Source organism: Ruminococcus sp. 1001136sp1, assembly GCF_039841815.1.
Classification (GTDB): Bacteria; Bacillota; Clostridia; order Lachnospirales; family Lachnospiraceae; genus Blautia_A; species Blautia_A faecis.
On sequence record NZ_JBDPGY010000009.1, the window covers coordinates 41507 to 55062 of the forward strand.

A 13556-nucleotide genomic window follows, 5' to 3' on the forward strand; every position below is an offset into this window, starting at 1 on the left:
ACATATGTAATAAATATATTATATTACTTGTAGAAGAAAAAAGTCAAATGGCAGATGATATATAGAATATAAAATTAATAATGTAGAGGCAATAAAGGTGAAAAAGATAGAAATTATTGAGAGAATCACAGATGCTAATGGAAGCATAAGTGAAAACATATTGACTAGCTGGGAACATAAAAACCAATTCATACCGGAAATTATAAGGTTTGGAGAATTAAAAATATATCTACAGGAACGAATTGTTAAAAAGAATGATAGTGATGTTCATCTTTCAAAATATGAATATGATATTTTACTTCTTTTAGCGAAAAGTCCAGGTAGAATATTTGGAAAAGAAATGGTTTATGATTTGGTGTGGAATGAACCTTATTCCGGTGATTATAATGTGGTTATGCGACATATCTGCAATATCAGAGAAAAAATAGAAGATGATCCTGGACAACCATTATATATACAAACAGTACGAGGTGTAGGATATCGGTTTAACGGGAATTTAGGCAGCGAGTGAAATCACTGCCTATTATTATGGTTTTACAAAGAAGGAAGTTTGTTATGAGAAGATCTTTGTATTTCAGGAGCATCCTGTTTGAGATATTTGGACAGATTTTGATGTATCAATTCCAACTCTTTTATTTCTTGCTTAAAGGAAACGTATTGAGTATTTAGTGATTCCTTTCTGGAAATAAGATCTGCAATTTGCGCTTGTAACTTATTGGAATAAAGATGTTTCAGGTCTATACCATTTTCCTGTAAAATATGTTTAGCACCAGCGAAAAGAATAATTTGAGATTCACCGGGTCAGCTCTTTATTTTTACGATGCTTTGAATTCCTTAAATTTTTCTTCTGAGATAAAGGCTCTTGACGTATAATGTTCATCATAATCATCGTGGCCTTTTTCATTTCCAATACCGCAATAGGAATATGCTCTTGATTGAGCAATATTAATCACTCCTATTTCCGCTAAGTGCTTCACAACAGCATCAATTTCATCATTTGTGTAATTTTCGAATCCGGATACCGAGTCATCCGGAAGGTTGCCGAGGCGGTCGGCGATATAGGCGACTACCTTTAACACAAGCTCTTGGTTCATTTTAACTCCTTTTCTTTAAGACCTGGTTAACAGTTTCATTCACCCGTATTCCTACGGTTTTATCCTTAGTAGTCTGTTTTTATAATACAATATATTCCGTTTTTTGACAAGGCTTTAAAAGTTCAACCTATCTATAAGTTCTTGCTGCTGCGATGGTAGTAATAATAACAACCAGAGAGAAATTCCTTCTATTCTATGCATAAACTCCTCAGAGAGGAGTGCCTCACAAGCCATCTTTAAAGCCCGCTCATTGACTTTTTCTTGCGGATGAGCCAACAAATTTCTGTAGTTTTTGATTCGATCCCAGATATCGTCATGACCGATGATTTGCTTTACTCTCGGATGTATATAATTTCCAAAATAATCAATAATGTTTGGATCATATTTTTCAAATACATCGTTAAAGAGATGGATTTCTTTAGTATTGCATTCAGTTTGTAACCAGTTTTTTAAATCATTATCTGTTTTTATATGGTCCGGAATTTTGAATTCATTAGTTATCTGCAAAGTGTCCATAGAGAAAACCTGAAGTTTATTCATCGTCTTAGAACAATCTGAAGATATGGATAAAAATACGACTTTATTTACGTTATCTTCAGGATAATGTGCTAATAAAATATGTTTATATCTACCTTCAATATAGGCAGATGTAGCGGAAATAATTATGTGCGCTAATCCATGTTTTTCCAATTGATTTAGAGAATCGTATCTTGAATATATATCGCAGATTTGATATAGATCACACAAAAGAATTCTTAAAAATTCAACTGTTGGCGCGCCCCAGATAGAATAATTTGTATTAAGAGAATCTTTTTGATGACTAAACTGAATTATCTTTTTCTTTTCCTCGATAGGTGCTGAAGACCAATATTTTTCAGATTCTTCTAAGGTCTGGAAGACAAGCTGTTTCATAGGGACCTCCTTAGCGGTTATTTAGATGTCAATTCTTGATATTTTTTCATCAACTCAGCTACACATGCCTCTTCAGAGAAAAAAGCCGGATCATCCTTCGTAATTCCATAAGCCTCCATAACAGCTTTATCATTCAAACGGTGTGCCCTAGATAATTCCTCTGGCATCGTTACAGGATCGTAAAGATCTGCTAGGCTGCAATCCGGATATAACGCTCTTGCGTCCAAAATTGTCTGGGCGGTCTGCTCTATACGAGCTTTTTGGTTTTCAGTAGGAGATGGCCATGGAAAAGTGTTGTATACAAGCTGTGTCGAATAACTGTAATCGCTCTTCATTCGTCCGCAAACAGACCGCCGTTTACATACGGAAAATCTTTCAATTCATCCAGGAGGTAGGAGCTTCTGTTTTTTATTTCAGTATCCAGCGTTTGAAATAGATCTATTACAGCATTACGCATATGACGCGGACTATACCCAGAAAGATAATCTCTGAACTGTCCATGATGAGGAAATACTCCAGCGTCTTCTGCATACAGACAAAATACAAATCGTACACATAGTATGTTAAGGCTACGCAGGGAATGTTCGCAGGTGGGATCATCATACTAGTTAGCAAGAGCATCGTAAAGCCTGCCAACGATATCGCCGGCAGCCATTGAAATATCAACCTCGCGCTTTAATGGTTCTTCACGTTCCTCTACTAGGAATTGTAACAAATAATAATCTCTGTAAAGGTTTTTAAGTTCGACTATTATTGGTTCACCGTCAGGTTTTTCCATATCATAAATATGAAATTCTTTGAAGTTGCACGCTACTACCCAGCGCGGGTGTTTTGAAAATGGTAATTCAATGCTGTATCGTTTAGCTTGTTCAAATGGAGTAAGGATAGAACCGTCTGCCTGTCTGGTAGGTTTTCGAAGGTCTCTTTTTCGCCCTTTTTGTTCTATCAATACTCTTGTCTGTGGAATATATGCATCAATGAAGTTCGTATGATCTAATTTTACCTGCTCCTCAAATTTTATATATTTTTCCGGTTCTTTAATCCCAAAAACCTGTCGTAGCAGCGACAACCAGAACGGCTGACTTTCGCCTTTTTCATATCATTTGTCCATCCAATATTCATAAAAATTTTTGGCTGCTGCAGCATGATTTATAGTGCTTATAAATTTCTCCTTCCATATTAATACAAATATAGCATATTAGACATCGGACGACAATAAAATAGACACCGTTCAAGTGTCGAAAAATGGCGAACGGTAATAATTGTAAAATATCCTGTACATAGGTATAGTATAATTATAATTATGTGGGAGGTTTTTTACAAAATGGATGAGATTGAAATTAACATTGGCGGCATTTTTGAACAACGCCGGCTGGAATCTATGCGACAGATAGGCAAAACTGAGGCGGTAGCACAGGACAACAGGGATTTAGAGGAACTACAATGGCGGTATGAGAATTTGCAATTAACAAATAACGACAGGAGTATTATAGACGATCTGATTTTCTGTATGAGATCCCGTAGCGAGCGCGTAGAACAACTGGCATATTATGCTGGTGCATCCGATACATTAGAATTCATTAATCAGTAGGACCGGTTTTCAGGTTCTGTTTCAACTTTTAAACGTCAACTTTTAGGGGAGTAAAAGTTGTTCTCTTCTAGTAAAATCACTTGTTTTTTTAGAACAAAAAGTTGACATTTTTTTATAAAAGTTGGAATTTAGAACAATAAAAGTTAAAAAAGTAGCAATATTTATATGATTTATAGAATGGTTTGTTTGGTTTCCAGGTAATTTTTGATTAATCCTACTGCCAACTTTTAGAAATCCTGGTTCTCCGTAAAAGTTGATATTTTAAAGAATCCGGAAACACTTGTCCTAAAATCAGCACTTTCAGAAAAAGGACGGCGCGTAAATTCTATTCTAAGCAGGTCTACTTTAGAAAAATACGGATTTTTAAAACGGGGGTATATCAGAACAGGTATTGAGAAAAAATAGAAAATGCCAAATACGGCATAATCAAAGGGTGTTAATGCCGCATACGGCATAAGTGATATTTTAGAAAGAGTTGTTAATGCCGTATGAGGCATAATTGATAATTAAAAATGCCGTATAGGGCATAAGCATTAAAAGTTAATGCCGTATGTGGCATAAGTAAAAGGCAATAATGCCGTATGTGGCGTAATTAGGATAGGGACAGTTGATGTTCCCGACATACATGTCGGGAAAAAACGGTTTTGGTGCGATATTGGTAGTTTTTGGTGCGATATTGGTAGGTTTTGAGGTGATATTAGGGGTTTTGGGGCGATTTTGGAGAATACGGAAAAAGAGACCCGGGGAGTGGGTCTCTTTCTACAGGAGAAAATTATTCAGTTGTTTGTTCTTCTTTCTTCTGTGCGGCTTCTCGTTCCATTTTCAGATTTTTGAAGTACTCGTCTATCTCGGAGCGGTCTTTGCATAGGCTGCAGACCGCCTGGAAATACAGAGCCTCGCAGAGATCACTGCCGCTGTAGTTAAATATATTTTTCCTATACAGATCATCTATATAAGAATATCCCTTTTTGTATTTGTGCTGCAAGTAAGCCAGGTCAATTTTCTTGCCGTCCTCCGGTCTCTCTATGGTGAGCAAGTTCTTATCGATATTTCCCTTTCGTTCCTCTTCCGGTAAAAGGTCTTTTGATTGGAGCAATATTTTCTTTAGTTCATCTGTATCAATAGCTATCCCATACCATTCTCTGAAGCCGTCTGCAACATAATTAACCGTGCAGCCCTGGTTCAGGTGTTCGATGGCTTTTCGGATAGCAGCAACCATGTTTCCGTAATCCAGTTCCTGCAGATCATGTTTAAATTTACCGACAATGTTTTCTATATCCATGTCTGATTTTACACAATAAGCCAGCTCCTCGGCAGTTTTTTCTTCATTTTGACTCATCGTTATTCTCCTCTCTTCTCCAAAGTATATCTCCTCCACGGAGCATGTCGGCCACCGGATCGTGTACTTCCGGATTAACTACCGGATCATAACTGTATTCAATGATAGTTAGTGTACCTGCCTCATACATATCATTATATTTTCGTTCGATGCCTTGACGCTGCCGGTAAATTAATGCGCGTTCATAATCGTCAAGATCACTGCTGGTTAGTATAGCTAGCGAAATATCCGCTAGACTCGTTTTGTACTGAACAATCTGTATTATATAATTGCTGTATATATGAACTAATTCCGGTATAAGAGTATTCAGAATATAATGTTTGTCGGTTCGTTTCCAAAGTATATTCCCCTTGCGGATCGCGTGAGCTTGGGGGCTATGGAGTTTAAGATCAATTATAGAGTTATATTGATACTCTATGAGTGACAGGGTAGCATCTCCGTATTGATTGTTGTATTTTTCTAGCAGTCGCTGCCGGGCTTCAGAAATCAATTTATGAGCGGATATGTCATAATCATTGGAGACTAATATTGCCAGGGTAATGTAGGATTCGTCGGACTCATACTGATTTATTTGGACCACGTAATCGCCATATAGATTGACCAATTCCGGAACCAGAGAGTCTATGATTCCATGGGTGGGAATGCCGGCAGCAAGTCGTTCACAGATTTTGCGATTCCTCTCGATAAATTCGTTTGAAATTTTGATGAGCTCCAGAATATCCGCTACCTCAAAATTTTTTTTGTATTTCATTTTAATTATCACCTACCTATTATATAAATACCAATCAAAAAAGCCCTCATCTGTTAGTTTTTTGTACACGTCCTCCAGTTCAACCCCCTTGGAGGAAAAATAATAGTAACGGTTTAGGATGAACCTAAACGGTATATAACCTTGCAGATATCCAACATTGAAACCATGCTCCCATGCACGTTGAAAGATTTCCCACGGCTCACTCATCGGAGTACTCCGTTTCGCTATGCTGTATAAGGATTCTCTGAAAAAGGCTACCGGTCACAATATCTGTACAGGCCTTGAACCCCTCCCAGAATGCCCAGATGTCAGCTGCGCCAGCGGCGGTCATTAACATATCTCCGATCCTATGTTCGTCCATAGACCTGTCAGCTGCTATTATATGCGCTGCATTATCAATAATGCACTGAAGGTCGTCCGGGTAGCCTTTGTTGCAGTAATAGGCGTAGATAGTCCTCCTCAGATCCTCGTTATCTGTTTCAATGCGGTCAGGATTCCATTCACCGTAATCAATTTTATTGGTCATTTTGCACAACACCTCTTTTCTGTATGATTATGTGGAAATAGTATCATAGAAATCCTTGAAAATACAGTATTTATGTGGATAAATAGCATTTTCGTCAGTTTGACTTTTGGAATGCTTTTTGGGATACTTCAATTTTTATTCAGATATCTGAATATTCTGTTGTGCAAAATGACGAACGATTTTTAAGGAGAAAAGTGAAGAAAAGCAATAAAATTATGTGTAGATTTCACAACAAGAATGGCTTTATAGCATAAAATTTTGTATGTGTTTGTTCTTATAGGAAAAAGGTGAGTGTTGTCAGTTTATTAAATGAATTGGATGAGAGTTACGCACAATAGCTTTTGTGCGGTGTGTCAATAGACTTTTTGGGACGGTCGTTCTATAATGTATATATCAGATCTGAAGGAGATGTTCATTCTCCCTGTTATATACGGGTTGTTCTTGGAGCGGCCCGATGCTTCAAAGAAATTCCAGAAAAAAAGAACTTTTACAACTGAAAAATGAGGTTTGCCGGGGAGCCCTAAGCGAGTACGATATACCAGCTATTAAATTAATTTACTAGCCGGTAATATTTATTAACCTAAAGACGTGGTCAACGCAAAGCGTTTGTTTCGAGTATATAAACCATAGATTATTTTAAAGACTATTAAATTTATGTCTCTAACCGGTGCTACTTTTAGATAAATTTAACAGCCCAAGAGCTCGTTAATGATTGTTGGTTTTACGGAACAAAAAGTTCTAGTGGTAACCGTACTCTATATATATTATAAGGGTACGGTTGTAACATAAATGTCAATAAAACGGCTTTTAAAACTACTTGTTTTGTGCAAAATGCACAGTTTTATAAAACGATAAGCAAAACCAACAGTTGTTAAAATAATCTTGAGCTGTTACATCTATTTAAAAGTAGGAGAGGACAGGAACATATTTTTAAGAGTTTATAAAAATATCGACAGTTTTTATTTTTTGACGAATGCGTTAGCATTGGCTACCAGTGTTTGAGCTGATAAAATTACGAGCTATTAAATCAGATTAACAGCCTGTAATGTGTATCAACTCAGAGATCCCCCCGCAAACCTCAAAAAAGGAAGGAGCGCACATAATATGCCAGAAAACGAGATCCATTATTTAAGCGAACTTGTAGAAAGAAATATTGATGAGGTCCTTGAAAAAACAGAATTTGCGCTTATCAATTATGTTGGATTGACACCAGAAGAGGCAAACAGAACAGTTAATATTACATTACAGCATTTAATAGGAAGAAACTCTGTCAGTCAGCAAAAACAGCCGAAGAGTATCCGTATTGCTACCGATAGCAACCCTGATTACACGCTGGCAGAAATACCGCTCTGTTAATCACAACGATACTCAGCAATAATATTCCAAAAAGTCCACCATTTATGATCGGTGGCCGGACAAATCCTACTACATACGGCAACACCCGGACGCGTCTGATAATAAGAAAAATAGCACTTAGGAGGATCCATAGAGCATGTAAACAAAACCTATTATTACATATCTACGTATAGGACCGCCACTCACAAGAAGAAATTAAAGGCGGTAGGAGCAGCTGACGACAATACCATAATCGAACGATTTCATGGCAAAATACCGGAACGTGAAGAATATCAGCACCTCAAAAACCACCTACTGAAATCAGGCGACACACTGGTCGTCTACGATCTGGAGGCTCTTGGCGGAAAACGAAGTGCAAAGAGTGAGTTGGAATATTATAGAGCTCATAACATCCGCGTAAAAATCGTGGACATTCCAACAACCACAATTGATTCTTGTGGCAATCCGGAAATTAGTAATATGATTCTGGATACCGTAATAAGTACCCTGGATTATACAATCAGCCAAGAGATAGAACGCACGCAAAAACGACAAAAACAGGGTGTTGACCGGATTCGGGATAAGCCGGCCTGGCAAAACTACGGCAGGCCACAAGTACAGCTGCCAGCCAATTACAGCGAGGTAATGCAGCGTTGGACGCGTGGAGAGATTACCGCAGCGGCTGCGATGGGGTTAACTGGATTAAGCAGAACAACATTTTACAGGCTTAGTCATCAATATCAGAATGGAGGATTGCAGGTATGATAGAAACGTATCCAATGCTGGTAATTGAGGATCCAGTTGAGGGCGGCTACACTGTATCTATTCCAGATCTACCCGGATGTATCACCTGCTGCCAACGATGGCAGGATATTCCGGCAATGATCGAGGACGCGAAACGTGCCTGGATAACTGCAGCAATTGAGGAAGGTATCCTGATCCCGGAGCCTACAATAATAACAAGTGAAGGTATGAGAGATGTTTGATGATTTTGGTTTTGGCGGTGGCTTTGATGATTTTTCTATGAATAACCTGTACTGCCAACAGGACGCAATGCAACAGGAGTTATTCCAGCAACAGTAGAATGATTTCCAACAAAGACAATTCGAGGAAATGAGACAGCAACAGGACGAGTTTCAACAGGTAGCGACACAACAACATCAATCCTTGCTACATCGTATTATAGATTTCATCTTCTTTTAATAATATAGAAGAAATAGAAAAAGGGACGGCTCTTAAAAAGCTGTCCCTTAAAAATTATCTTGCCCAAAAGATGGTTCCGGTATCTCCCTCCCTGCTGCCTTTGCCGTATCTATCCATTCCTGTATCACATTTTTTACATTTTCAAATGCCTCGTTAGGTGTCCTTCCATCCGCCATACATCCCGGCAGATCCGGAACGGTCACAATATAACATTTTTCTTCCGAAGAATATTTCATTATTATACAATAGTTCAATTTATTTCCCCTCCAAATGAATTAAGCTATTAAACAGTATAGCACAAAAATTAGAATTGAAAATAGAAGGGATTATTATTTACTGGGTAAATAATCAGAAACAGAAGAAAAATAGATAAAATATGAAAAAAATGGAGTAAATATGAAAAGATATATATAGACACTGGATTTTTTGCTGTTTTACGAAAAAAATAACATATTAATACCGAAATAAGAAGATTGGAGGTATTAATATGAATGTGAAAACGAATGAAGTCCCTCTCTGGCACAGATACGCATTAACATTAACAGAAGCGGCTGCGTTTTTTGGAATTGGAGAACGGAAATTACAGCAGATCGCAGAAGAAAATCAGGATTCTGGGATCGTGATTTACAATGGCGTAAAACTGCTGTTTAAAAGGGAAAAGTTTTCTGAATGGTTAGACGAAACAAACACAATTTAACGATGACAAAAAGGACACCAGTATGATATTATAATTGTACTGGTGCCCTTTTATTTTTGAAAGGGTGTTTATATGAAAAATGATAGCATAAAGAGGCGAGATAGTAAAGGGCGTATTTTGCGCAATGGCGAAAGTCAGGCCCCAGATGGAAGATACCGCTACAGTTATTATGTAAACGGTAAACAGAAGAACCTTTACAGTTGGAAATTGGAGCTGCACGACAAATTACCAGCTGGAAAAAGGCAGTGCAAATCGCTCCGGGAACAGGAAAAGGAGCTGCAGCTGCAGCAGTTTCAGGGGATCCGACAGGAAAATATGACGGTAATGGAGTTAACAGAACGTTATGTAAAAATCCGGGATGTATCCCTGAAAAAAACAACTCAGGCAGGACATAAAACAGCACTACAGTTGCTAAAAAGGTATCCTTTTAGCAACAGAAAAATTGGCGATGTGACCATGTCGGAGGTAAAAATGTTCTTTCTGAAATTACAGGAGGAGGGCAAAAAGTTTGCCTCTATTCGGTCTGTACGTGGGGTCCTTCGTCCGGCATTCCAGATGGCGGTGGATGACAACCTGATTTTAAAAAATCCGGTTGATTTCCCATTGAGTTCGGTGGTTATCAACGATTCTGTTACCAGGGAGGCAATTAGCAACAAAGACATGCTGCGATTTTTACGATTTGTACAGCATGATATTCATTTCTCTAGGTATTACGAGGCATTTTATATTCTATTCCATACCGGCATGCGTATTTCGGAATTCTGCGGACTGACCGTGAAGGACATTGACATGAAGGAGCGGAAGATCAATATTGACCACCAATTAATCCGTTGGTCTGATATGCAGTACGGGATTGAGAGCACAAAAACAAATGCTGGTACGAGACAGCTCCCCATGACAGAGGACGTTTACCAGTGTTTCAAGGCAATCCTGGAAAAACGTGAAAAACGAAAAATTGAGCCGGTAATTGACGGTTACCGTGGATTTCTGTACATAGACAAAAATGGTATGCCAATGGTAGGTATGCACTGGGAGAAGTATTTTCAACATGCACAGGAGAAATATAATAGTCTGTTTAAGATTCCGCTGCCGAAGATCACCCCGCACGTATGCCGCCACACCTATTGCAGTAACATGGCAAAGGCTGGTATGAATCCCAAAACCCTGCAGTATCTGATGGGACATTCAGATATAGGTGTCACACTGAATATCTACACGCATCTGAAATTCGATGACGCCAGGGACGAGGTCGAGAAGATGATGAAAAATGGCTAAAAAAACAGTCCATGTTATGGAATTTCAATTTAACATGATTTTTAACATGAATGACGTCATAGATATGCAGAGATATACAGAGTTATGAGGAGTTAGAGTAAAATACCAGAAATCCGGAAAGCCGCGTAAATCCTGCATAAATCCGCATAAGTCAGCATAAGGAGGTATAACTATAAAATGATAAAAGTATTATTTATATGCCACGGCAATATCTGCCGCAGCCCAATTTCTGAATTCGTTATGAAGGATATGGTTACGAAACGAGGCATCAAGGCTAAATTTTACATTGCGTCTGCAGCCACTAGTACAGAGGAAATCTGGAATGGAATCGGGAATCCGGTTTATCCGCCGGCAAAGCGGGAATTGGCAAAGCATGGGATTTCCTGCGAGGGGAAAAGAGCGGTACAGATCACCAAAGCAGATTATGGAAAATATGATTATATTCTGGGAATGGAAGAGAGAAACATTCGGAATATCTTGCGAATTGTAGGAAAGGATCCGGAAGGGAAAGTGAAGCTCTTACTGGATTATTCAGATAATCCCAGAGATATTGCTGATCCGTGGTATACGGGGGATTTTGAATCTACTTATAGAGATGTAGTAGAAGGCTGCGAAGGATTTCTTGCGTATCTGGAGAAAAATGAGAAGATATAGGTTGGAAGAGTATACGCAATATGATAAACGTAATGATGAAATAAAAATAGTAAAAACAAAAAAAACAATGCAAAAATGTGCGTTTTGAACATTTTCTATTCCCTATTCTAGTGACAATTTTATTCAACAGGACTACAATAACCTCAATTTAAGAATTTCGCAATGACGCTCTAATGCAATAAAAATATCATTAGAAAACACGTCTCATAAAATGTCAGAGGCGTGTTTTCTATATGATAAAACTTTAACAAAAATACAAAAAAACGGAAAATTGTGTTGATTTTATCCCTCAGATATGTATAATATAGGATAAGGAAAAAGGGAATCAATCCGGTTCCATTCCTTTGGTTTTGTACCATAGAGGCTGTGACCGCAGGTAATATTCTTTGATATGTATTACGGTGAGATGCGGACTGAAGCTATAAATCTGCATTCGCAGATGAATTCCATTTTAGAGAAAAGAGGTTAAGTGTAAGATGGCAAAAATCGATTTAACAAAGTATGGTATTACCGGAACTACAGAAATTGTTTACAACCCCTCTTATGAAATGTTATTTGAAGAGGAGACCAAACCAGGTCTTGAGGGCTTTGAAAAAGGACGGGTCAGCGAGCTTGGCGCTGTTAACGTTATGACAGGTATTTATACCGGACGTTCTCCTAAAGACAAATATATCGTAATGGATGAGAATTCTAAAGACACCGTATGGTGGACATCTGACGAATATAAGAATGATAACCATCCTGCATCACAGGAAGCATGGGAAGCAGTGAAAGAGATCGCTAAGAAAGAGCTCTCCGACAAGAGACTTTTCGTAGTTGATGCATTCTGCGGTGCTAACAAAGATACCCGTATGGCAATCCGTTTCATCGTTGAGGTTGCTTGGCAGGCACACTTTGTAACAAACATGTTCATCCAGCCTACAGAAGAAGAACTGAAAGACTTCGAGCCAGATTTCGTTGTTTACAACGCTTCCAAGGCTAAAGTAGAGAACTACAAAGAATTAGGTCTTAACTCTGAGACAGCTGTAATGTTCAACATTACAAGCCGTGAGCAGGTTATCGTCAATACATGGTATGGCGGAGAGATGAAGAAGGGTATGTTCTCCATGATGAACTACTATCTGCCACTTAAGGGCATCGCTTCCATGCACTGCTCTGCAAATACAGATATGAACGGTGAGAACACCGCTATCTTCTTCGGCCTTTCAGGAACAGGTAAGACTACACTTTCCACAGATCCTAAGAGACTCCTTATCGGTGATGATGAGCACGGCTGGGACGACAATGGAGTGTTCAACTTCGAGGGCGGTTGCTATGCTAAGGTTATCAACCTCGACAAGGATTCTGAGCCGGATATTTACAATGCAATCAAGAGAAATGCTCTTCTTGAGAACGTTACACTTGACGCAGAAGGAAAGATTGATTTCGCTGATAAGAGCGTTACAGAGAACACTCGTGTATCTTATCCAATCAACCACATTGAGAAAATTGTTCGCCCGATTTCTTCCGCACCGGCTGCTAAGAATGTTATCTTCCTTTCCGCAGATGCATTCGGAGTACTTCCTCCAGTATCTATCCTGACACCAGAGCAGACTCAGTACTACTTCCTGTCTGGATTCACAGCTAAACTTGCTGGTACAGAGCGTGGAATCACAGAGCCTACACCTACATTCTCAGCTTGCTTCGGACAGGCATTCCTTGAACTGCATCCGACAAAATACGCTGAAGAGCTGGTTAAGAAAATGGAGAAGAGCGGAGCAAAAGCATACCTGGTTAATACAGGATGGAATGGAACCGGAAAACGTATCTCCATCAAAGATACTCGTGGTATTATCGATGCAATCCTCAGCGGCGCTATCTTAACAGCACCGACTAAGAAGATTCCATTCTTTAACTTTGAGGTTCCTACAGAGCTTACAGGCGTTGACACAGGTATCCTTGATCCTCGTGACACATACGCTGATGCTTCTGAGTGGGAAGTTAAAGCAAAAGATCTTGCAGATCGTTTCGTTAAGAACTTCAAGAAATATGAAGGAAATGCAGCTGGTAAAGCACTTGTTGCAGCTGGTCCTCAGGCATAATCATTTAAGATTATTTAAGGGTCTGCCGTATTTACGGCAGGCCCTTTGTTGTTTATACTGGAAATATTTATAAAATGTTTTCTGTGAATGAAGAAAAC

Annotated in this window: 17 protein-coding genes and 1 pseudogene; 9 read left to right on the forward strand and 9 right to left on the reverse strand. The window is 38.7% G+C overall.

Going from position 1 to position 13556, the window contains the following annotated elements:
• The first annotated feature begins 97 nt into the window (after window positions 1–97).
• Window positions 98–511, forward strand: a complete 414-nt coding sequence (locus ABHC48_RS09510) for a response regulator transcription factor (protein WP_005426519.1) — start codon at window positions 98–100, stop codon at window positions 509–511.
• A gap of 304 nt (window positions 512–815) precedes the next feature.
• Here ABHC48_RS09510 and ABHC48_RS09515 read toward each other — a convergent pair whose 3' ends face one another.
• The 5 genes and pseudogenes from ABHC48_RS09515 to ABHC48_RS09535 all read right to left on the reverse strand — a co-directional run.
• A complete protein-coding gene (locus tag ABHC48_RS09515; protein WP_195700206.1) occupies window positions 816–1094 on the reverse strand; it encodes a hypothetical protein in 279 nt (92 codons plus the stop codon).
• A gap of 114 nt (window positions 1095–1208) precedes the next feature.
• Entirely contained in the window at window positions 1209–2006 is a 798-nt protein-coding gene (locus ABHC48_RS09520; protein WP_195700207.1) for a hypothetical protein, read from the reverse strand.
• A 17-nt stretch (window positions 2007–2023) separates the two neighbouring features.
• On the reverse strand, window positions 2024–2341 hold the full coding sequence (locus tag ABHC48_RS09525; RefSeq protein WP_195700208.1) for a type IIL restriction-modification enzyme MmeI: 318 nt from the start codon (window positions 2339–2341) through the stop codon (window positions 2024–2026).
• A complete protein-coding gene (locus ABHC48_RS09530; protein ID WP_334285719.1) occupies window positions 2338–2583 on the reverse strand; it encodes a type IIL restriction-modification enzyme MmeI in 246 nt (81 codons plus the stop codon). Before ABHC48_RS09530 ends, ABHC48_RS09525 begins: the two co-directional genes overlap by 4 nt.
• A gap of 27 nt (window positions 2584–2610) precedes the next feature.
• Window positions 2611–3090, reverse strand: a pseudogene (locus ABHC48_RS09535) (type IIL restriction-modification enzyme MmeI); the annotation flags it as partial.
• A 240-nt stretch (window positions 3091–3330) separates the two neighbouring features.
• Here ABHC48_RS09535 and ABHC48_RS09540 point away from each other — a divergent pair.
• Complete coding sequence (locus ABHC48_RS09540) at window positions 3331–3597, forward strand: hypothetical protein (protein WP_161286453.1); 267 nt, start codon at window positions 3331–3333, stop codon at window positions 3595–3597.
• 772 nt (window positions 3598–4369) lie between these two features.
• On the opposite strand, the gene ABHC48_RS09545 is transcribed toward ABHC48_RS09540, so the two are convergent.
• From ABHC48_RS09545 to ABHC48_RS09555, 3 genes are all read right to left on the reverse strand, one after another.
• Window positions 4370–4936 carry a hypothetical protein gene (locus ABHC48_RS09545; RefSeq protein WP_195700210.1) on the reverse strand — a complete coding sequence of 189 codons (567 nt, stop codon included), beginning with the start codon at window positions 4934–4936 and terminating at the stop codon, window positions 4370–4372.
• Complete coding sequence (locus ABHC48_RS09550) at window positions 4923–5687, reverse strand: hypothetical protein (RefSeq protein ID WP_118393012.1); 765 nt, start codon at window positions 5685–5687, stop codon at window positions 4923–4925. The genes ABHC48_RS09545 and ABHC48_RS09550 overlap by 14 nt, the downstream gene beginning before the upstream one ends.
• A gap of 199 nt (window positions 5688–5886) precedes the next feature.
• Entirely contained in the window at window positions 5887–6213 is a 327-nt protein-coding gene (locus ABHC48_RS09555; RefSeq protein ID WP_195700211.1) for a hypothetical protein, read from the reverse strand.
• A gap of 1104 nt (window positions 6214–7317) precedes the next feature.
• On the opposite strand from ABHC48_RS09555, the gene ABHC48_RS09560 reads away from it, so the two are divergent.
• The 3 genes from ABHC48_RS09560 to ABHC48_RS09570 all read left to right on the forward strand — a co-directional run bounded on the left by ABHC48_RS09560 (window position 7318) and on the right by ABHC48_RS09570 (window position 8534).
• A complete protein-coding gene (locus tag ABHC48_RS09560) occupies window positions 7318–7569 on the forward strand; it encodes a hypothetical protein (protein ID WP_195700212.1) in 252 nt (83 codons plus the stop codon).
• A 159-nt stretch (window positions 7570–7728) separates the two neighbouring features.
• Window positions 7729–8313 carry a recombinase family protein gene (locus tag ABHC48_RS09565; protein ID WP_272067054.1) on the forward strand — a complete coding sequence of 195 codons (585 nt, stop codon included), beginning with the start codon at window positions 7729–7731 and terminating at the stop codon, window positions 8311–8313.
• Window positions 8310–8534 (forward strand): type II toxin-antitoxin system HicB family antitoxin, encoded by a 225-nt coding sequence (locus tag ABHC48_RS09570; protein ID WP_195700213.1) that lies wholly within the window; start codon window positions 8310–8312, stop codon window positions 8532–8534. The genes ABHC48_RS09565 and ABHC48_RS09570 overlap by 4 nt, the downstream gene beginning before the upstream one ends.
• Before the next feature lie 264 nt (window positions 8535–8798).
• Here the strand turns inward: ABHC48_RS09570 and ABHC48_RS09575 are convergent, their stop codons facing one another.
• Window positions 8799–9005, reverse strand: coding sequence for a type II toxin-antitoxin system HicB family antitoxin (locus ABHC48_RS09575; RefSeq protein ID WP_243284586.1), 207 nt, complete (start codon window positions 9003–9005; stop codon window positions 8799–8801).
• A gap of 233 nt (window positions 9006–9238) precedes the next feature.
• On the opposite strand from ABHC48_RS09575, the gene ABHC48_RS09580 reads away from it, so the two are divergent.
• From ABHC48_RS09580 to pckA, 4 genes are all read left to right on the forward strand, one after another.
• Window positions 9239–9448 (forward strand): excisionase, encoded by a 210-nt coding sequence (locus ABHC48_RS09580; RefSeq protein WP_195700214.1) that lies wholly within the window; start codon window positions 9239–9241, stop codon window positions 9446–9448.
• Between the two features lie 72 nt (window positions 9449–9520).
• Complete coding sequence (locus ABHC48_RS09585; protein ID WP_195700215.1) at window positions 9521–10723, forward strand: site-specific integrase; 1203 nt, start codon at window positions 9521–9523, stop codon at window positions 10721–10723.
• 177 nt (window positions 10724–10900) lie between these two features.
• Window positions 10901–11377 carry a low molecular weight protein-tyrosine-phosphatase gene (locus tag ABHC48_RS09590; RefSeq protein WP_195700216.1) on the forward strand — a complete coding sequence of 159 codons (477 nt, stop codon included), beginning with the start codon at window positions 10901–10903 and terminating at the stop codon, window positions 11375–11377.
• A gap of 476 nt (window positions 11378–11853) precedes the next feature.
• Window positions 11854–13458: a phosphoenolpyruvate carboxykinase (ATP) gene (gene pckA, locus ABHC48_RS09595; RefSeq protein ID WP_148461930.1), complete on the forward strand. Its 1605-nt coding sequence runs from the start codon at window positions 11854–11856 to the stop codon at window positions 13456–13458.
• Window positions 13459–13556 lie beyond the last annotated feature (98 nt).

Excerpts from the sequence above, each read along its gene's own strand:
- ABHC48_RS09525 (WP_195700208.1), bottom strand. The coding sequence starts at position 2,341 with ATGAAGAGCGATTACAGTTATTCGACACAGCTTGTATACAACACTTTT.
- ABHC48_RS09590 (WP_195700216.1), top strand. The coding sequence starts at position 10,901 with ATGATAAAAGTATTATTTATATGCCACGGCAATATCTGCCGCAGCCCA.
- ABHC48_RS09520 (WP_195700207.1), bottom strand. The coding sequence starts at position 2,006 with ATGAAACAGCTTGTCTTCCAGACCTTAGAAGAATCTGAAAAATATTGG.
- ABHC48_RS09545 (WP_195700210.1), bottom strand. The coding sequence starts at position 4,936 with ATGAGTCAAAATGAAGAAAAAACTGCCGAGGAGCTGGCTTATTGTGTA.
- ABHC48_RS09570 (WP_195700213.1), top strand. The coding sequence starts at position 8,310 with ATGATAGAAACGTATCCAATGCTGGTAATTGAGGATCCAGTTGAGGGC.
- ABHC48_RS09515 (WP_195700206.1), bottom strand. The coding sequence starts at position 1,094 with ATGAACCAAGAGCTTGTGTTAAAGGTAGTCGCCTATATCGCCGACCGC.
- ABHC48_RS09560 (WP_195700212.1), top strand. The coding sequence starts at position 7,318 with ATGCCAGAAAACGAGATCCATTATTTAAGCGAACTTGTAGAAAGAAAT.
- ABHC48_RS09580 (WP_195700214.1), top strand. The coding sequence starts at position 9,239 with ATGAATGTGAAAACGAATGAAGTCCCTCTCTGGCACAGATACGCATTA.
- ABHC48_RS09585 (WP_195700215.1), top strand. The coding sequence starts at position 9,521 with ATGAAAAATGATAGCATAAAGAGGCGAGATAGTAAAGGGCGTATTTTG.
- ABHC48_RS09540 (WP_161286453.1), top strand. The coding sequence starts at position 3,331 with ATGGATGAGATTGAAATTAACATTGGCGGCATTTTTGAACAACGCCGG.
- pckA (WP_148461930.1), top strand. The coding sequence starts at position 11,854 with ATGGCAAAAATCGATTTAACAAAGTATGGTATTACCGGAACTACAGAA.
- ABHC48_RS09550 (WP_118393012.1), bottom strand. The coding sequence starts at position 5,687 with ATGAAATACAAAAAAAATTTTGAGGTAGCGGATATTCTGGAGCTCATC.
- ABHC48_RS09555 (WP_195700211.1), bottom strand. The coding sequence starts at position 6,213 with ATGACCAATAAAATTGATTACGGTGAATGGAATCCTGACCGCATTGAA.